Source organism: Pseudomonas sp. NPDC087639, assembly GCF_044743385.1.
Classification (GTDB): domain Bacteria; phylum Pseudomonadota; class Gammaproteobacteria; order Pseudomonadales; family Pseudomonadaceae; genus Aquipseudomonas.
Window position 1 is genome coordinate 1 of record NZ_JBIUWI010000084.1, and the last position, 19,440, is coordinate 19,440.

Consider the following 19,440-nt stretch of genomic DNA (forward strand, 5'->3'; position numbering starts at 1 on the left):
TTTAACCGTGATGGCTTTACCTTCGTAAATCATCAACTGATCTCCACGTTATGGACGCTGAACAGTACACGTCGGACGCAGGCGAATGGCTCGGCAGGACGCTTTTTCGTCGATGCTGACGCCAATCCACCCGGCACACCCGCCAACGCGATAGTCGGGATTCTGTAGGAGCGCTCTGTAAGACAAACGCTCAATTCATACGCCCGTTTGATTTGGGTACGTCACCTTCACGGAATTTCCAACAATTGTCAATCGCCCAAAATACGGGTTGAAATGCGACTTTGCGGTCATTTCCGTACCACGAAGACCAGCAACACGCGTCTGCATGTGCAGCCATTCATAAGATCAATAGTTAGAAAAGTCGCCCTAATTCGCGGCAAGCCTTGTTTAACAGGCTACGCTGGCAGGACTACAGAAAAATTTGCTGACTTACCGACGTTACTTCAGTGAAAAAAGAGTTACCGGCCTGCCTGGCCAACCCAGCCCGATGAATGATGTCGGGCTTTTTATTGCTCGTCTGCCGGACCCTTCGCACCGTTGCAGTGCGAAAATTCCGCGAGTCACGCCAGCGCTTTCAGTGTGGCGTCGATTTCCTTCAAAACCGTCGCCTCGCCCTTCTCGCCCCAATACAAAGCAATCATCTGCTTGTCCGCCTCCACCTTGAAGACGTTGTCCGGCAATTTTTCGAAATGATTGAGCAACGCCCGATCTTCGCAGACTTCTTGCCACTGATTGACCCACACGCCCGGCGATTTCTGCCAGTACGTCCAGCACGCCGGCTGATTGCCACGGCGCGGCCGATGGTACTGCGCACACGGGCTCGGCGGCTCTTGCGACAGCCAGTGCGGCCATTCCTGAGGTGCCAGTTGCATGGCCAGGCCGATGCGCCGGGCCTCCATGCGCAGGGCGATGCGGCCACTCTGCGCCCGCGATGGGCGCAACCACGCCAGCGGGCTCAATACCACCAGCAGGATTGACACCACTATCCAGACCGTCATATCTGTACTCCCGAATCTTGATGAGCCCATTGCGTCACTTTGGAACCAATGCGCTTGAAACCAGCCATACTTACCAATATTGAAACCTCAGGAGGAGCACCTCATGCCCTACCACCACATCCTGGTCGCCGTAGATCTGACCGAAGAGTGCGACCCTGTCATCCACCGCGCCCGAGAGCTGTCGGTGAGCAACGGCGCCAAGCTGTCACTGGTACACATTGTCGAACCGATGGCCATGGCTTTCGGCGGCGACGTGCCGATGGACCTGTCACAACTGCAACAGCAGCAATTCGATCAAGCCAAGGAACGCCTTGAGCGCCTCAAGCTCAAGTACTCCGAACTCGAAGGTGCCAACTGCCACTTGACCTACGGCCAGCCGCGCCAGGAAATCCACCATTTCGCCAAGGAAAAGACCTGCGACTTGATCGTGGTCGGCAGTCACGGCCGGCATGGTCTGGCGCTACTGCTCGGCTCGACCGCCAACGATGTACTGCACGGCGCGCCTTGTGATGTGCTGGCGGTGCATCTGGTCAAACGTTAAACCCTTCGACAGTTCCTGCAAAAAGCCCGGCCTCACGCGAATGAGGCCGGGCTTTTTTTATTGCCGGATCAATCAGGCATCCAGCTCGGCCCAGCGCTCCACCAGAGCATCCAGTTCAGCCTGCAACTGCTCAAGCGATGCAATCACCTTGGCGGTTTCGGCCGCAGGACGCTGATAGAAACCACCTTCGGCCATTTCAGCTTCAACCGCTGCGATTTGCTGTTCCTTGGCGTCGATGTCGCCTGGCAAGGCTTCCAGCTCGCGCTGCAACTTATAGCTGAGCTTCTTCTTGGCTGCCGGAGCAGCGGCTGCCGGCGCGGGCTCGGCAGTTACCACCGCCGAATTCAGATCCGCCTTACCCGACTTGCTTTCGGTCACGCCCAACAGACGCGGCGAACCGCCCTGACGGATCCAGTCCTGATAACCACCGACGTACTCACGCACCTTGCCTTCACCTTCGAAGACCAGTGTGCTGGTGACCACGTTGTCGAGGAATGCCCGGTCGTGGCTGACCATCAGCACAGTGCCGTTGAAGGTCAGCAGCACTTCTTCGAGCAGCTCGAGGGTTTCCACGTCGAGGTCGTTGGTCGGTTCGTCGAGGACCAGCAAGTTCGCCGGCTTGCTGAACAGTTTGGCCAGCAGCAAGCGCGCACGCTCACCACCCGACAGCGCCTTGACCGGCGTGCGGGCACGCTGCGGGCTGAACAGGAAGTCGCCGAGGTAGCTCAGTACGTGGCGGCTCTGACCGTCGATATCGATGAAGTCGCGACCTTCAGCGACGTTGTCGATAACGGTTTTTTCCAGATCCAGCTGATGACGCAACTGGTCGAAGTAAGCCACGTCGATGCGCGTGCCCTCTTCCACTTTACCGCTGGTCGGTTGCAGACCGTTGAGCATCAGTTTCAACAGGGTGGTCTTGCCGGTACCGTTGGCGCCAAGCAGACCGATACGGTCGCCGCGCTGCAGAACCATCGAGAAATCCTTGATCAGGAACGGGCCGCCCGGATGAGCAAAGCTCACGTTCTCGAGCACCATCACCTGCTTGCCGGATTTGTCGGCGGTATCCAGCTGAATGTTGGCCTTGCCGGTACGCTCACGACGCTCGCTGCGCTCGACGCGCAGGGCTTTCAGGGCGCGCACGCGGCCTTCGTTACGGGTACGACGGGCTTTGATGCCCTGACGGATCCACACTTCTTCCTGGGCCAGACGCTTGTCGAACAGCGCGTTGGCAGTGGCTTCGGCAGCGAGCTCGGCTTCTTTGTGCACGAGGAAGCTGGCGTAGTCGCCGTTCCAGTCGATCAGGCCGCCGCGATCCAGTTCCAGGATGCGCGTGGCGAGGTTTTGCAAGAAGGAACGGTCGTGCGTGATGAACAACACGGCGCCCTGGAAATCCTTCAATGCTTCTTCAAGCCAGGCAATCGCACCGATGTCCAGGTGGTTGGTTGGCTCGTCGAGCAGCAGCAAATCCGGCTCGGACACCAGCGCCTGCGCAAGCAGTACGCGACGACGCCAGCCGCCGGACAACTCGGCGAGGGTTTTGTCGGCCGGCAGTTGCAGGCGGCTCAGGGTGCTGTCGACCAGAGTCTGCAAGCGCCAGCCGTCACGGGCTTCGAGGTCGTGCTGGACGTGCATCAGCTTGTCCAGATCAGCGTCGGTGACGATGTTCTGGCTCAGGTGATGGTACTCGGCGAGCAATGCGCCAACGCCGTCGAGGCCTTCAGCCACAACGTCGAACACCGTCCGCTCGTCGGCCACCGGCAATTCTTGCGGCAATTCGCCGATTTTCAGACCGGGGGCACGCCACACCGAGCCGTCATCGGGCTTCTGGTCGCCCTTGACCAGTTTCATCATGCTGGACTTGCCAGTGCCGTTGCGGGCGATCTGCCAGGACACCTTGTCCAACAACGGCATCGCGCCGAATGCAAGGGACACATCGCTGAATTTGAGCAGGGTCATGAGCTTCTCCAAAAACCGGGCGCGCATTCTACCTGAGATAGGGCTTCAACAGGCCGGCAATTTGTCTGTTGAAGCACTCTGCACAACATTTGTTGCGAACTTGTGCTGCGAGGCCGGCAAAGCTTTCGCCGCTTGCTGGCAAAAGGCTAAGCTACAGACAATTCAGTGCTGATCCTTGTCGGCACTTGTCATGATTTCTCTGCCCGGATGTCTCATGCGCAGTCGCCTTCTCAGTGTTTTGTCCTGTTTGCTACTTACCGCCACTGCCGTTCAATCCGCCCAGGCGGTGGACCTGTCCACCCAGCGCCAGTATTACGATGAAGCCAAGCGCGCGCTGGCCAAGGGCGATACCGGCCCGTATTTCCGATACAGCCAGGCTCTGGCCGATTATCCGCTGGAACCGTATCTGGCCTACGACGAACTGACCGCGCGCCTGAAAACCGCGAGCAACGCGGAAATCGAGAAATTCCTCGCCGAACACGGCGACCTGCCCCAGGCCAACTGGATGAAGCTGCGCTGGTTGCGCTGGCTCGCCGACCGTGGGGACTGGGCGACCTTCGTCAAGTATTACGACCCGAAACTCAACTTCACTGAACTGGACTGCCTCAATGCGCAGTACCAGATTACCCACGGTAAAAAAGCCGAGGGCTACGCCAATGCCGACAAGCTCTGGCTGACTGGCAAATCGCAACCCGCCGCGTGTGATGCGCTGTTCGGCATCTGGGCCGCCGACGGCCAGTTGACCGAACAGAAACGCTGGGAGCGCACCAAACTTGCGGCTCAGGCGCGCAACTATCCGCTGGCCAACAGCTTGGTCAACGGCCTGACCACCCTCGCCCCACGCGGTCGTTTGCTGGTCGATGTGGCGCAGAAACCCGAGCTGTTGAATCAACAGTCGCGTTTCACCCCGGCCGATGAGCCGATGTCCGACGTGGTCAGCCTTGGCCTGCGCCGCCTGGCCCGTCAGGATCCGGAAAAGGCCATGGCGTTGCTCGACGGTTACGCCAGCAGCATGCATTTCTCCCGCGATGAGAAAGTCGCGATCGCCCGGGAAATCGGCCTGACCCTGGCACGGCGTTTCGACAGCCGCGCGCTGGACGTAATGACCAAATATGATCCGGAACTGCGTGACAACACGGTATCGGAATGGCGCCTGCGCCTGTTGCTGCGCCTGGCTCGCTGGGACGACGCTTATCAACTGACCCGCCGCCTGCCGCAGGATCTGGCGACCACCAATCGCTGGCGCTACTGGCAGGCACGCAGCCTGGAACTGGCGCAACCGCAAAACCCGGAAGCGCAGACGCTATACAAAGGTCTGGCACGGGAGCGTGATTTCTACGGCTTCCTCGCCGCCGATCGCTCGCAATCCCCGTACTCGTTGAACAATAAGCCGTTGGTGCTCAGTCAGGCGCTGATCAACAAGGTACGCAATACGCCGGGCGTGCGCCGCGCGCTGGAATTCCATGCCCGCGGGCAGATCGTCGACGGTCGCCGCGAGTGGTATCACGTCAGCCGCCACTTCAACCGTGACGAAATGGTCGCCCAGGCCAAACTCGCCTACGACCTGAAGTGGTATTTCCCGGCGATCCGCACCATCAGTCAGGCGCAGTACTGGGACGATCTGGATATTCGCTTCCCGATGGCCCACCGCGAAACCCTCGTGCGGGAAGCCAAGGTTCGCGGCCTGCATTCAAGTTGGGTGTTCGCCATCACCCGTCAGGAAAGTGCCTTCATGGATGACGCCCGCTCCGGCGTCGGCGCCAGCGGCCTGATGCAATTGATGCCCGGCACCGCCAAGGAAACCGCGCGCAAGTTCAGCATTCCGCTGGCCTCGCCGCAGCAAGTGCTCGATCCGGACAAGAATATCCAGCTCGGCGCTGCTTATCTGAGCCAGGTGCACAGCCAGTTCAACGGCAACCGCGTACTCGCTTCCGCCGCCTATAACGCCGGCCCCGGCCGCGTACGTCAGTGGCTACGCGGCGCTGATCACCTGAGTTTCGACGTGTGGGTGGAAAGCATCCCCTTTGACGAAACCCGCCAGTACGTGCAAAACGTGCTGTCTTATTCGGTGATCTACGGCCAGAAGCTCAATTCGCCGCAACCGCTGGTGGATTGGCATGAACGCTATTTTGATGATCAGTGATCGACTACGGTTCGATTAAACGAAAATGCCCGCATTGAGAAATGCGGGCATTTTTTATGGGGCGCCAACTAGTTGGTTGTCGCGTGCTGGCCATCACTGAACTGCAATGACGCCAGCCGTGCATACAACGGGTTGCTCACAATCAATTCCTGATGCGTACCGATTGCCACGAGCTTGCCCTGATCCATCACAGCAATCCGGTCGGCATTCTTCACCGTGGCCAAACGATGGGCGATGACCAGTGTGGTGCGGTTGTGCATCAGGCTCGGCAAGGCTTGCTGAATCAGGTGTTCACTTTGCGCATCAAGGGCGCTGGTGGCTTCGTCGAGCAGCAAGATCGGCGCGTCGACCAACAACGCCCGGGCGATAGCCAACCGCTGACGCTGGCCGCCGGAGAGTCCGAGACCGCCATCGCCCAAATGGGTCTGGTAGCCGTCGGGCATCTGCACAATAAAGTCGTGAGCATGAGCAATCCGCGCCGCCTCCTTGACTTGCTCCAGGGTCGCCGTCGGACAGCCATAACGGATGTTCTCTTCCACGCTGCCAAAAAACAGTGCCGGCGTTTGTGAAACCAGGGCGAAACAGCGACGCAGATCCAGCGGATCCAGACGCGTCACTGGCACGCCATCGAGCAGAATCCGGCCTTGGCCGGGATCGTAGAAGCGCAACAGCAAGTCATACACCGTGGATTTACCGGCACCGGACGGCCCCACCAATGCCAGGGTTTCGCCTGCCCTGACCGTAAGATTCAAACCGTCGACGGCGTAGCTTTCTGGCCTTGAAGGGTAGGAAAACCTTACATCCTGCAGCTCCAACTCGCCCCTCACCCGCGCAGGCAACGTCACCAATCCGGACGTTGGCGGCTGGATAATATTTTCCGAGCGCAGTAATTCGGCAATCCGCTCGGCGGCGCCGGCCGCGCGTTGCAACTCGCCAATCACTTCACTCAGTGTGCCAAAAGCGCTGCCGACGATCAGGCTGTAGAAGACGAACGCAGCCAGTTCACCGGCAGAAATTCGCCCGGCAATCACGTCCATCCCGCCAACCCACAACATGACCGCCACGGCACCCAACACCAGCACGATGACCAATGTGATCAGCCATGCCCGCTGGAAGATTCGTTTGCGCGCCGTTTCGAAAGCCTGTTCGACAGTGGTGGCGAAGCGCTGCTCGTCCTGCACCTGATGGTTGTAGGCTTGCACGGTTTTGATCTGGCCGAGGGTTTCGGAAACATAGCTGCCAATGTCGGCAATCCGGTCCTGGCTCAGCCGCGACAGGTTACGCACGCGTCGGCCGAAGATCAGGATCGGCGCGATCACCAATGGAAGGGCGATAACAACGATGCTGGTAAGTTTTGGATTGGTGATAAACAGCAACACCACGCCGCCGATGACCATCAGCAGATTGCGCAGAAACAGCGAAAGCGACGAGCCGATCACCGATTGCAGCAATGTCGTATCAGCGGTCAGGCGTGACTGGATTTCCGAGCTGCGGTTGTCCTCGTAGAACCCCGGATGCAGGTACACCAGATGGTTGAACACCTGTCGACGAATGTCCGCCACACAACGCTCGCCGATCCACGACACTAAGTAGAACCGGGCAAATGTACCCACCGCCAGACCAAGCACCAGCAGCATGAACAGGCCAATGGATTGATTGAGCAGGTGCGGCGACTGGGTCATGAATCCCTGATCGACCAGCAGTTTGATGCCCTGCCCCATCGACAGAGTGATACCAGCGGTGAGGATCAACGCGAGCAGCGCGCCGAAGGCCTGCCAACGATACGGCGCAAGAAAATGGCTGGTCAGGCGCAGGGCGCGCCGGTGCCTTGAGGAAAGCATCGAGATCATTCGGATTCACATCTGTGCGGATGAATAGGGCCTGCCTACAAGCTCAATGGGGTGGAACTCTGTAAATCACAATGAGTCAGGTTAAATATGCCCCCAAAGACTAGGCCATAGTTGCTATTGGTCTAAAGTCCCGGTTGAGACGAGCGGTCATTTCTGTTTGAGTGGAGATGCCGCCGCCGACAGACCGCAGGGAGTTGTCACAGCCCGGTCACGTGGGGGTTTTAACCTAGGCGCACAACCTGATGAGGAGACAGGCCATGTCCTTGCAACAAAGCAGCGAAGACAAGATTGAAGTGATCCGCACCAAGCCCGGCCAGACTCTGGGTTGCTCGATTATCGATGAACAGGGGCGCGAAGTACCGATCACTGAAGACATGATCCAGGACGCCTGCCGCGAACTGGATAAGCGATTGGTCAAGCCTGCCGAACAAAAGTGATATAGCCACCGTCTTCCTGACCCGGCCCCTTTGGCCGGGTTTTTTCTGTCTGCCAGTGCGGTGGCTTAGATTGCCACCGCGCCAAGCGCAGCCACAATCTGCTGCAACACCGGCGAATCCCCGGCGATCCGCACTTTCAGCCCTTCAATCTCGCGCCGAACCGGATATTGCTTGCGCAACACATCAAACGCCGCCCGCTGCTCGCTGACATTGCCTACAAGGCTGCGACGAAAATCTGCGTCATCCCGGCGCGGGTCGTACACGCCACGGCACAACATCGCCAACACCCAAGCCGGATCGCTGTCAGCATGCAAGGTTACTTCCGACAACCAGGGTGCTGGCAGTAAGTCAGTGAGCTGGATGCTCGCAGGCATACCGATGAAGTCGCAGTAAGCCTGATAGATCTGCGCTGTGCCGCGCTGTTTGCCGTCGAGGCTGTAACCGGCAATGTGCGGCGTTGCCAGGACGCAGAGATCAGCCAGTGACACGTCGACCTCGGGCTCGGCTTCCCAGACATCCAGAACCGCTTGCAGGTCTTCGCGCTCCAGCAGCACTTTGCGCAGTGCAGCGTTATCCACCACAGGACCGCGTGCGGCATTGATCAGCCACGCGCCGGGTTTGAGTTGCTGCAAACGTTGCTGATCGAACAGATGCCACGTCGCGCCGTCACCGCTGCGGGTCAGTGGCGTGTGCAGGCTGATCACATCGCACTGCTCGATGATTTGCTCCAGGCTGACGTAATCGCCACCTTCGGCAGCCTGACGCGGCGGATCGCAGACTTTCACGTTCCAGCCCAAGCCCTTCAGGACGTTGATCAGACGACCGCCCACTTCACCTGCGCCCACCACACCGAAAGTGCGTTGAGTCAGATCAACACCTTCGATTTCGGCGAGGGTCAGCAGACTGCCGAGCACGTAATCGACCACGCCCCGGGCGTTGCAGCCGGGCGCGCTCGACCAGGCAATGCCGGCCTCAGCGAAATACTCCAGATCCAGATGATCGGTGCCAATGGTGCACGTCCCCACGAAGCGAACCTTGCTGCCCTCTAGCAACGCGCGGTTGACGTTGGTCACGGAACGTACCAGCAACACGTCAGCCTGCTCGACCGTCGCACGGTCGATGGAGCGGCCCGGTACCCGGCGGATCTCGCCGAAACCTTCAAAAAAGGCATCGAGCAGCGGAATATTTTCGTCGGCAACAATCAGCATGGCGGGCTCCTTGGGCGGATCGGCAGTTTAGGTGCAGATGCACGGTTGGGCCAGCAGGCTTTGTGATTACAAATCCGCAACAGAGGATTTTTCCTGACCAAAGCGTCAGCGGCGTAGAATGCGGCGCCCTGCGCATCAATCTCCGTGGACGCTTTGCCTGTGAATTCTGTAACTGACCAACCTGTCGCCGTCTGCCTGACCCGCCCCGCGCGGATTCGCCTGGAGTTCAAGAACCTGCTCGCCCTGGCGTTGCCGATCATCATCGCGCAACTGGCAACCACGGCCATGGGCTTCGTCGATGCAGTGATGGCCGGTCGCGTCGGACCGAAGGATCTGGCGGCCGTGGCACTGGGTAACTCGATCTGGGTGCCGGTGTTCCTGCTGATGACCGGCACCCTGCTGGCCACCACGCCAAAAGTCGCCCAGCGTTACGGCGCCGGCACCCATAGCGAGATCGGCCCGATCGTGCGTCAGGCGTTGTGGCTGGCGCTGGTGGTCGGACTGATCGCGACCACCATGCTGGTTGCAGCCGAACCGGTGCTGCACCTGATGAAAGTCGATCCAGAGCTGATCGGCCCGTGCATGCAGTATTTGCACGGTATAGCCAGTGGTCTGCCGGCGGTGGCGTTCTACCATGTGCTGCGCTGCTTCAGTGACGGCCTCGGTCGTACCCGCCCGGCGATGGTGCTGGGCCTGTGCGGGCTGGCGCTGAATATCCCGCTGAACTACGTGTTCATTTATGGTCATTTCGGCGTGCCAGCCATGGGTGGCGTTGGCTGCGGCTGGGCCACGGCAATTGTGATGTGGGTGATGGCGCTGGGCCTGGCCGGTTACGAGCGCTGGGCACCGGCTTATCGTTCTAGCGAACTGTTCAGCCGCTTCGACTGGCCGCAATGGGCAGTCATCAAGCGTCTGCTGGCGATCGGTCTGCCGATCGGCATCGCGGTGTTTGCCGAGTCGAGCATCTTCGCGGTGATCGCGCTGCTGATCGGCAGCCTTGGCGCTACCGTGGTGGCCGGGCACCAGATTGCGCTGAACGTCAGCTCACTGGTGTTCATGATTCCCTACTCGCTGGGCATGGCCGTGACCGTGCGCGTCGGTCAGGCTCTCGGTCGCGAAGAACCACGCGAGGCGCGTTTCGCCGCAGGCGTCGGCATGGGCACCGCGCTGGCTTATGCCTGTCTGTCGGCGAGCATGATGTTGCTGCTGCGTGAACCGATTGCGGCGATCTACACGGCTGATCCGACGGTGATTCACATCGCGGCGATGTTGATTGTGTACTCGGCGCTGTTCCAGTTTTCCGATGCGATTCAGGTCACCGCCGCCGGTGCCCTGCGCGGTTATCAGGACACTCGGGTGACGATGATCCTGACTCTGTTCGCCTATTGGGGCATCGGCCTGCCGGTGGGTTACGCCCTCGGCCTGACCGACTGGCTCGGCGAACCGCGTGGTCCGAGCGGCTTGTGGCAAGGTTTGATCGTGGGCTTGAGCTGTGCGGCGCTGATGCTGTCGATCAGGCTGACACGCAGCGCACGCAAGCGCATTCGTATCAGTCGTTCGTTGGGCTGATCAGCCATAAAAAAAGACCTGCATTTGCAGGTCTTTTTTTGTCTGTCAGCCGGACTTCTTGCGAATCCAGTACAGGTAAGTACCGGCCTCTTCGTGCTGCCCCACCAGTTCGTGGTCGAGAAACACACAGAACTTGGGAATGTCGCGGCGAGTCGAGGGATCAGTGGCGATCACCTTGAGCAGTCCGCCAGGCACCAGATCACGGATGTGCTGGTGCAGCATCATCACCGGCTCCGGGCAATTGAGGCCGGTGGCGTCGAGGGTGCCGTCGACCGGCGTGTCGATCATTTCACTCATGATTCACTCCTGAAACTGGCCGGCATTGTCGCGCATTGCCGGGTGCTCGGTCATCTTTTGGTCTTTTTCACATCGTGCCGGCGCAGGTGGCAGGTCACTTCCTCACGGTCGTGATACAGCTGTTTGCAGCCGATATCGACCTTGATCCCGCGCGCCTTGAAACCATCGGCGATGCGCTCAAGCAGGCGCTTCACCTCGGCGTAACGCTGCTTCATTGGCAATTTCAGGTTAACCACGGCCTCGCGGCAATGGCCCTCGCCAATCCACTCTTCGAGCATCGCCGCGTTACGCGCCGGTTTCTCGACGATGTCGCAAACCATCCAGTCCACCGGTTGCTTGGGCTTGAAGGTGAAGCCGTCGGCCATCAAGTGCTGCACCAACCCCGTGTCCATCAGGCTTTCGGCCATCGGGCCGTTGTCGATGGCGGTCACCAGCATGCCGCGATTGACCAGTTGCCAGGTCCAACCGCCCGGCGCTGCGCCCAGGTCGACACCGGTCATGTCACTGTGCAGACGGTCTTCCCACTGGTCACGCGGGATGAAGTGATGCCAGGCCTCTTCCAGTTTCAGCGTCGAACGGCTCGGCGCTTCACGCGGGAACTTCAAACGTGGAATGCCCATCGGCCACATCGCCGAGTTACCGGCGTCGGCCATGCCGAGAAACACTTCGCGACCGCTTTTGAACGTCAGCAACAGACGCGGCTTGCTGGCGTCATCCACCAGTTTGCCGGCGCCGGTCAGGGCCTTGCGCAGCGGGCCTTCGAATTTCTTGCAGAAGTTCGACAGTTCCTTGCCGTCGTTGGTGTCGACGACTTCCAGCCAGAGGCTGCCGCACACCGGGAATTCGGCCATGTTCGCGAGGATTACGCTGATGCGGTCGGTTTCCGGCAGATCGATGAAGACGCCACGCGCCCATTGGCGCGGGAAGATCAACTCGGCGAAACGCTGACCGCGCATCAGGCGCTCGGCGCCGTCTTCTTCGGTGCAGACAAACTCGGCGCACGCGGTGGCCGCTTTGGCCTTGGCGTAGCCGGCCACGTTCAACTGCGCCGCGAGGTCGGAAATCTCCGAACAGACTTCGCCTTCGAAGCCGGGCCGGCAATGCATGAATAGGGTGTTCATTCTTACTCCTGGGCAGAGGACGATTATTCGCCCTCCGCGCGATGCTCAGGTCTTGCGTTGCAGCAAAGCCTGTCACGAAAACCGGCGCATGATAGCCGAAGTCGGAACCTTGGACTTGCCCATAGAGTCCAGTTATTAGCCAGCTACTGAAAACAGGGCTACGTTGTTAGCTCTGCCCGTCCCCTCAATCCGTAGCCGTGCGGATTCAAAGGAGTGATTGTAATGCCGTCCCTCGATAGCCTGAAAACCCTCAAGACCCTGCAGATCGACGACAAGACCTACCACTATTTCAGCCTGCCTGATGCCGCCAAGAGCCTCGGCAATATCGACACGCTGCCGATGTCGCTGAAAGTCCTGCTGGAAAACCTGCTGCGCTGGGAAGATGAAAAAACCGTCACCGGCGCCGACCTCAGGGCAATCGCCGCATGGCTCAAGGAGCGTCGCTCCGACCGGGAAATCCAGTACCGTCCCGCCCGCGTGCTGATGCAAGACTTTACCGGTGTCCCTGCCGTGGTCGACCTCGCTGCGATGCGCGCCGCCATGGCCAAGGCTGGCGGTGATCCGCAGCGAATCAATCCGTTGTCGCCGGTGGATCTGGTGATCGACCACTCAGTGATGGTCGACAAATTCGCTACCGCCAGCGCTTTCGAACAGAACGTCGACATCGAGATGCAGCGCAACGGCGAACGTTACGCCTTCCTGCGTTGGGGCCAGAGCGCTTTCGACAACTTCAGCGTGGTGCCGCCGGGCACCGGGATCTGCCATCAGGTCAACCTCGAATACCTCGGCCGCACCGTGTGGACCAAGGACGAAGACGGCCGCACCTATGCCTTCCCCGACACCCTGGTTGGCACCGACTCCCACACCACCATGATCAATGGCCTCGGCGTACTTGGCTGGGGCGTCGGCGGGATCGAGGCGGAGGCGGCGATGCTCGGGCAACCGGTGTCGATGCTGATTCCGGAAGTGATCGGTTTCAAACTGACCGGCAAGCTCAAGGAAGGCATTACCGCCACCGACCTGGTGCTGACGGTAACGCAGATGCTGCGCAAGAAAGGCGTGGTCGGCAAATTTGTCGAGTTCTACGGTGATGGCCTCGCCGATCTGCCGCTGGCCGACCGCGCGACCATCGCCAACATGGCGCCGGAATACGGTGCGACGTGCGGTTTCTTCCCGGTCGATGACGTGACGCTGGAGTACTTGCGCCTGTCCGGACGGCCGCCAGAAGTGGTGAAACTGGTCGAGGCTTATACCAAGGCTCAGGGCCTGTGGCGTCTGCCCGGTCAGGAGCCCGTATTTACCGACAGCCTGTCGCTGGACATGGGCAGCGTTGAGGCCAGTCTTGCCGGGCCGAAACGCCCGCAGGATCGCGTTTCATTACCGAATGTCGCCCAGGCCTTCAGCGACTTCCTCGATTTGCAATTCAAGCCGACCAGCAAAGAAGAAGGACGCCTTGAAAGTGAAGGTGGCGGCGGCGTGGCCGTGGGCAATGCCGATCTGGTCGGGGAAACGGAGTACGAATACGAAGGCCACACCTATCGCCTGAAAAACGGTGCCGTGGTCATCGCTGCGATCACCTCTTGCACCAACACGTCCAACCCGAGCGTGATGATGGCGGCCGGGCTGCTGGCGAAAAAAGCCGTGGAAAAGGGCCTGACCCGTAAACCGTGGGTCAAAAGCTCGCTGGCACCCGGTTCAAAAGTGGTCACCGATTACTACAAGGCCGCCGGACTGACGCAGTACCTCGACCAGCTCGGCTTCTCTCTGGTCGGCTATGGCTGCACGACCTGCATCGGTAACTCCGGGCCTTTGCCCGAGCCGATCGAAAAGGCTATTCAGAAAGCCGATCTCGCCGTCGCCTCGGTGCTCTCCGGCAACCGCAACTTCGAAGGCCGGGTGCATCCACTAGTGAAAACCAACTGGCTGGCATCACCGCCGCTGGTGGTGGCTTATGCCTTGGCCGGTACTGTGCGTACCGATATCAGCAGCGAACCGCTGGGTAACGATCAGCAGGGCAATCCGGTGTACTTGCGTGATATCTGGCCAAGCAGCAAGGAAATCGCCGACGCGGTCAGTCAAGTCAACACCGCGATGTTCCACAAGGAATACGCCGAGGTGTTTGCCGGTGACGAGCAGTGGCAAGCCATCGAAGTGCCGCAGGCGGCAACCTATGTGTGGCAGGACGACTCGACCTACATCCAGCATCCGCCGTTTTTCGACAATATTTCCGGCCCGCTGCCGGAGATCAAGGATGTCAAAGCTGCGCGGGTACTGGCGCTGCTGGGCGACTCGGTGACCACTGACCACATCTCCCCCGCCGGCAACATCAAGGCCGACAGCCCGGCCGGACGCTATCTGCGCGAAAAAGGTGTGGAGCCGCGAGACTTCAACTCCTACGGCTCACGTCGCGGCAACCATGAAGTGATGATGCGCGGTACCTTCGCCAATATTCGCATCCGCAACGAAATGCTCGGCGGCGAAGAAGGTGGCAACACCCTTTACATTCCCACCGGCGAGAAAATGCCGATCTACGATGCGGCCATGCGTTATCAGGCATCGGGAACGCCGCTGGTGGTGATTGCCGGACAGGAATATGGCACGGGCTCAAGTCGGGACTGGGCAGCCAAAGGCACCAACCTGCTGGGCGTCAAAGCCGTGATCGCGGAAAGCTTCGAGCGGATCCACCGCTCCAACCTGGTGGGCATGGGTGTGCTGCCATTGCAGTTCAAGCTTGATCAGAACCGCAAGAGCCTGAACCTGACCGGTAAGGAGACCTTTGAAGTTCTGGGCCTGAGCGGCGTCGAACTGACGCCGCGGATGAACCTGCCCCTGGTGATCACCCGTGAAGACGGGCGCCAGGAGAAAATCGAAGTGCTGTGCCGGATCGACACCTTGAATGAGGTGGAGTACTTCAAGTCGGGCGGGATTCTGCATTATGTGTTGCGGCAGTTGATCGCTTCGTAAACCTGTCGAGGCACAAACACCGCGATCCGGCGGTGTTTGTGTTTAAGCGCAGCACTTTTCTACAGACGAAAAAAAACCCGCCGAAGCGGGTTTTTCCCAAGACCATTATCGACTCCCTGTCGGCAGCGATCCTTGCAGATGGTCGATCATCCCTGATCCTGAAGCACTCCCTGTGCTTCAGTTGATGTGTGTAGATTACGCGCTGGATCCAATCGGCAATAGTCGCAATAGCTACCATCGCGTGTAAGACATTCGCCATAGCAGCCCTTCCGAAAACCCTTAGACGTTTCAGTCATCGAGCGACGAAGCGTCACTGTCTTCGCGCAGACGGGCCTTGGCGCTTTCGGCGAGAAAGCGCTCGAGCCTGCTCAATTGCTCTTCCCAGCCACGGCTGTCCATGTAATACGCCTCTTTCTGGCGGATATCGGGAATATGGGCAAAACCCGATTCGGACACCGTTAGCAACGTGCCATCCTCGTAATCCTGCAGATCGAACTTGACCAGCGTCGTCGGCTCCTGGGAATAGTCGATCTTCGGATTGACTGCATACGGATGCCAACGGAATGAAAACAACTGCTGCGGCTCGACCCGCTCGACCAGCACATTCCACAGCACATGTTCATAACCCGGATATGTGACCTGACCTTGTGTCCATTCACCGGCAATAAAACGTCTGCCCTCCAGCGCCACGCCAAACCACTGGCCGAACGCCTCGGCATCCACCAGCGCGCGCCAGACATGCGATCGTGGCGATTTGAGCGTTATCTTGCGTTCAAAGCTGTTAGGTACTGGTTTCACACGTCACCTCCTGTTCTGAACACTAGGCTTGTATGACCACATGTCCAACCTGAAGTTGTATCAAACGGCTGCCCGGCACTCTGTTTAGTCCGGCTACACTGCTTGCTCTTTAACTTTAAATGAGCATTTCTTATGTCCCCACGCCTGCTCCTGGCCCTGACGCCATTTCTCTTCCCGGCCCTCGCCCACGCCGCCGTCGACTGCGCCAATGCCAGCGACCAAGCCACCATGAACCAGTGTGCCGGCCAGGATTTCAAAGCGGCGGACAAAGAGTTGAATAAGGTGTATCAGCAGATCACCGGGCGTTTGAAGGACAACCCGGATGGCAAGAAGCTGTTGGTGAATGCGCAGCGGGCGTGGATCGGGTTTCGTGATGCCGAGTGCAAGTTTTCGTCGTCCGGCGTGACAGGCGGGAGTGTTTATCCGTGGGTTTACAGCAATTGCATGACGGCTGTGACCAAGGTGCGAGTCGAGGCGCTGAAGCAGTATTTGAAGTGTGAAGAAGGTGACATGAGTTGCCCGGTTCCCGGGGCATGATTTTTGGAATGTCTCCGACACATTCAGTAACGCCCACTGTCGCCCTTTAACTAAAGGCAAGCCTCTAATCGCCGATAAAGGGCTGACAACCAACGATCAGGGAATGACGAAATGGCGATCTCTTTAAACTCTGCTTTTATCCAGCCATCAGCCTTTGAGCTGAGCAAAACAGCCCAACCATTGACAACAGCATCGCTCAGCGAAGACCTCAAAAAGACGGCGGTCAACCTCAATCCGGCGGCGGTTTATCATCCCAGTGATGAAGCCCAGACAATCAGCCCGACCATGGAAGCGATCGACGTCTGGCTCGGCCGATCCCAGGCAGCTGACTTCCCTCAAATTGCCGAACAGCACAAAAACGCCCACGAATCGCTGAAACTGGCGTTTGAAGACTTCAAATCGGCCTTGAGTTACACCTTCCCGGATATCGCCAACAAGAAATTCGGCTTTACTGTTGAAGCCGATGGCAACCTCAAAGCGCTGAACCCCGACAACGAGCTGAGCGCTTCAGACATGGATCAACTCAACTCACTGCTCAATGCCTCAGGCGCATTGAAAACGGCGGCACTCAGTTATCGGGACACGTCCATCGAGTTGGTCGCGGCGGATGCCGGGTGGGGAGGCAGCCATTTGGGCAAGTACAACCTGACCAAAGAAAACTTCGCCAACACCATTGATATGGCAGCCCTTTTTCTGCCCAAGGGCAAGGCGCCCAGCGCTGAAGCCATAGACGGCCTTTTCTCGCATCAGTTATGGCGCAAAGGTGAGCTGGGCACGCCGGCCTCGGATGCAGCCATTGTGGCCGCACGCGATGCCGCAATCGATGCCAAAAGAATCGATGAGAAGGTCTGAGTCCCGACTAAACGTGCGGATCACCCGGCGCCTTGCTCGGCGCCGCGTATTGCGGCTTGAGATGGCCATCCTGATCGAGTAACCAGGCGTCCATGATCTGCCTCACCACGGGACCTGCGACACGACCACCCGCCTCACCGTTTTCGATCATCACCGAAATCGCGATCTTCGGATGCTCAGCTGGAGCGAAACCGACGAACAAGGCGTTGTCGCGGTGGCGCTCCAGCGTCTTATCGCGGTTGTAGCGCTCGCCTTGCTTTATCGCCACCACCTGCGCCGTGCCGCTCTTGCCAGCTATACGGTATTGCGCACCCGCTGCTGCTGCCCGGGCAATGCCGCGCGCATCGTGCATCACCATCTGCATGCCATGGTTGACCTGCTCCCAGTCGCGCGGATCCTTGAGCAGGATGTTCGGCATCGGGTGCTCGTCCACAGGTGCTACGCCATCGACGGTCTTGGCCAGATGCGGACGGTTCCAGACACCTTTATTGGCAATCAGTGCGGTGGCTTGAGCCAGTTGCAGCGGCGTCACCTGCATATAACCCTGACCGATGCCAAGGATGACTGTTTCGCCGGGGAACCAAGCCTGTCGCCTTGTGGCACGCTTCCAGGCTTGGGACGGCATCAGTCCGGGAGATTCTTCAAACATATCCAGCGAGACTTTCTCACCGAGACCGAACATGGCCATGTAGTCGTGCAGGCGATCAATGCCCAGTTTGTGCGCAAGGTCGTAGAAGTAGGTGTCGTTAGAACGCATGATCGCGGCGTCCATATCTACCCAGCCGTCGCCGCTGTGGTTCCAGTTACGGTACTTGTGATCGAAGTCCGGGAGTTGGTAATAGCCCGGATCGAACACGCGGCTCTGCGGCGTGACCACGCCGGCATCTAGGCCGGCGATCGCCACTTCCGGTTTGATAGTCGAGCCCGGCGCGTACAAGCCACGCAGCACGCGATTGAAGAGCGGTCGGTCGATGGAGTCACGCAGCGCGGAATACTCCTTGGAGCTGATGCCGGTGACGAACAGGTTCGGGTCAAAACTCGGATTGCTGACCATGGCCAGCACTTCCCCTGTGGACGGATCAAGCGCCACAACTGAACCACGACGATCACCCAGCGCGGCCTCGGCTGCTTCCTGCAGTTTGACGTCGAGACTCAGGACGATGTTTTTGCCTGGCACCGGGTCGGTGTGCTTGAGCACGCGCAATACTCTGCCTTGGGCGTTGGTTTCAACTTCCTCGTAACCGACGTGACCGTGCAGTTGTGCTTCGTAGAAGCGTTCGATACCGGTTTTGCCGATGGACTGGGTGCCACGGTATTCAACCGAGTCGAGGGTCTTGGATTCTTTCTCGTTGATCCGGCCTACGTAGCCTATTGAATGGGCGAAGTGCGCACCAAGAGGGTAATCACGGACGAACTGCGCTTCGACATCAAGGCCAGGCAAACGGAATTCATTGACCGCTAACACGGCAATCTGCTCTTCAGTCAGTTCGTAAAACAGCGTCACCGGCGTGAATGGATGCCGAGACTGCTTCATAGCCTTGTCGAACACGGTGCGATCTTCTGCAGGCAGATGCAGAAGATTTATAACCTCATCCAGCTCCTGATTCACATCAGTCGCGCGTTCACGAGTGATGGTCAGGTTGTAACTGGGACGATTGTCGGCCAGAAGCACGCCATTGCGGTCGTAGATCAGCCCGCGTGTCGGAGGGATTGGCAAGACGTGCACCCGGTTGTTTTCAGAGATGGTCGAGTGATAGTCGAATTCCACAACTTGCAGAATGTACATGCGAACGACGAGGGCACAGCTGACAGCGAAGACGAACAAGGCGCAGGCGATCAATCGCGTGTTGACCAGACGCGTCTCTTTTTCGTGATCTTTGATCGGGATTGGCTCAGGCATTTCTACAGCAACTCTTTGACATAAATGAGTGCCGATCCGTGGGCATGACATCAGTCCGTGAAAAAACGAGCTGCACCATACCAAAACTACCCGGTCACTTCAGAACGATTTTCCCAGCGGTAGCTGTTGCGATGGTTTGATGTGGCTGACGCGAGCAAAAAACTTTCCTGCGGACAAAACAAAACCCCAACTGCTTTCGCAATTGGGGTTTCGGAATTTAATCTTGACGATGACCTACTCTCACATGGGGAAACCCCACACTACCATCG

Annotated in this window: 15 protein-coding genes; 7 read left to right on the plus strand and 8 right to left on the minus strand. The window is 58.9% G+C overall.

Annotated elements, in window-relative coordinates:
• Positions 1–560: 560 nt before the first annotated feature.
• Positions 561–998 carry a hypothetical protein gene (locus ACIOVB_RS24420; protein WP_305438886.1) on the minus strand — a complete coding sequence of 146 codons (438 nt, stop codon included), beginning with the start codon at positions 996–998 and terminating at the stop codon, positions 561–563.
• A 103-nt stretch (positions 999–1,101) separates the two neighbouring features.
• On the opposite strand from ACIOVB_RS24420, the gene ACIOVB_RS24425 reads away from it, so the two are divergent.
• Positions 1,102–1,539, plus strand: a complete 438-nt coding sequence (locus ACIOVB_RS24425; protein WP_187677517.1) for a universal stress protein — start codon at positions 1,102–1,104, stop codon at positions 1,537–1,539.
• 72 nt (positions 1,540–1,611) lie between these two features.
• Here the strand turns inward: ACIOVB_RS24425 and ACIOVB_RS24430 are convergent, their stop codons facing one another.
• A complete protein-coding gene (locus ACIOVB_RS24430) occupies positions 1,612–3,495 on the minus strand; it encodes an ATP-binding cassette domain-containing protein (protein ID WP_401271927.1) in 1,884 nt (627 codons plus the stop codon).
• 214 nt (positions 3,496–3,709) lie between these two features.
• On the opposite strand from ACIOVB_RS24430, the gene ACIOVB_RS24435 reads away from it, so the two are divergent.
• Positions 3,710–5,638, plus strand: coding sequence for a transglycosylase SLT domain-containing protein (locus tag ACIOVB_RS24435; protein WP_401271928.1), 1,929 nt, complete (start codon positions 3,710–3,712; stop codon positions 5,636–5,638).
• A gap of 68 nt (positions 5,639–5,706) precedes the next feature.
• On the opposite strand, the gene ACIOVB_RS24440 is transcribed toward ACIOVB_RS24435, so the two are convergent.
• A complete protein-coding gene (locus ACIOVB_RS24440) occupies positions 5,707–7,488 on the minus strand; it encodes an ABC transporter transmembrane domain-containing protein (protein ID WP_401271929.1) in 1,782 nt (593 codons plus the stop codon).
• 257 nt (positions 7,489–7,745) lie between these two features.
• Between ACIOVB_RS24440 and ACIOVB_RS24445 the strand changes: the two genes are divergently transcribed.
• Positions 7,746–7,925: a PA1571 family protein gene (locus tag ACIOVB_RS24445; RefSeq protein WP_401271930.1), complete on the plus strand. Its 180-nt coding sequence runs from the start codon at positions 7,746–7,748 to the stop codon at positions 7,923–7,925.
• A 65-nt stretch (positions 7,926–7,990) separates the two neighbouring features.
• Here ACIOVB_RS24445 and pdxB read toward each other — a convergent pair whose 3' ends face one another.
• A complete protein-coding gene (pdxB, locus tag ACIOVB_RS24450) occupies positions 7,991–9,133 on the minus strand; it encodes a 4-phosphoerythronate dehydrogenase PdxB (protein WP_401271931.1) in 1,143 nt (380 codons plus the stop codon).
• A gap of 159 nt (positions 9,134–9,292) precedes the next feature.
• On the opposite strand from pdxB, the gene ACIOVB_RS24455 reads away from it, so the two are divergent.
• On the plus strand, positions 9,293–10,702 hold the full coding sequence (locus ACIOVB_RS24455; RefSeq protein WP_401271932.1) for an MATE family efflux transporter: 1,410 nt from the start codon (positions 9,293–9,295) through the stop codon (positions 10,700–10,702).
• Between the two features lie 45 nt (positions 10,703–10,747).
• On the opposite strand, the gene tusA is transcribed toward ACIOVB_RS24455, so the two are convergent.
• Together tusA and rlmM are read right to left on the minus strand one after the other, a co-directional pair.
• Positions 10,748–10,999: a sulfurtransferase TusA gene (gene tusA, locus ACIOVB_RS24460; protein WP_007953079.1), complete on the minus strand. Its 252-nt coding sequence runs from the start codon at positions 10,997–10,999 to the stop codon at positions 10,748–10,750.
• A gap of 50 nt (positions 11,000–11,049) precedes the next feature.
• Positions 11,050–12,120 (minus strand): 23S rRNA (cytidine(2498)-2'-O)-methyltransferase RlmM, encoded by a 1,071-nt coding sequence (gene rlmM, locus ACIOVB_RS24465; RefSeq protein WP_187677510.1) that lies wholly within the window; start codon positions 12,118–12,120, stop codon positions 11,050–11,052.
• A gap of 222 nt (positions 12,121–12,342) precedes the next feature.
• On the opposite strand from rlmM, the gene acnA reads away from it, so the two are divergent.
• Positions 12,343–15,084: an aconitate hydratase AcnA gene (acnA, locus tag ACIOVB_RS24470; RefSeq protein WP_401271933.1), complete on the plus strand. Its 2,742-nt coding sequence runs from the start codon at positions 12,343–12,345 to the stop codon at positions 15,082–15,084.
• 288 nt (positions 15,085–15,372) lie between these two features.
• On the opposite strand, the gene ACIOVB_RS24475 is transcribed toward acnA, so the two are convergent.
• A complete protein-coding gene (locus ACIOVB_RS24475) occupies positions 15,373–15,882 on the minus strand; it encodes an SRPBCC family protein (RefSeq protein WP_187677508.1) in 510 nt (169 codons plus the stop codon).
• Between the two features lie 132 nt (positions 15,883–16,014).
• On the opposite strand from ACIOVB_RS24475, the gene ACIOVB_RS24480 reads away from it, so the two are divergent.
• The gene (locus tag ACIOVB_RS24480) at positions 16,015–16,419 is read left to right on the plus strand and encodes a lysozyme inhibitor LprI family protein (RefSeq protein ID WP_401271934.1); all 405 of its coding nucleotides are present in this window, start codon (positions 16,015–16,017) and stop codon (positions 16,417–16,419) included.
• Positions 16,420–16,530: 111 nt separating this feature from the next.
• Positions 16,531–17,271: a hypothetical protein gene (locus tag ACIOVB_RS24485; RefSeq protein WP_187677506.1), complete on the plus strand. Its 741-nt coding sequence runs from the start codon at positions 16,531–16,533 to the stop codon at positions 17,269–17,271.
• A gap of 7 nt (positions 17,272–17,278) precedes the next feature.
• Here the strand turns inward: ACIOVB_RS24485 and mrdA are convergent, their stop codons facing one another.
• The gene (mrdA, locus tag ACIOVB_RS24490) at positions 17,279–19,171 is read right to left on the minus strand and encodes a penicillin-binding protein 2 (protein WP_401271935.1); all 1,893 of its coding nucleotides are present in this window, start codon (positions 19,169–19,171) and stop codon (positions 17,279–17,281) included.
• Between the last annotated feature and the right edge of the window lie 269 nt (positions 19,172–19,440).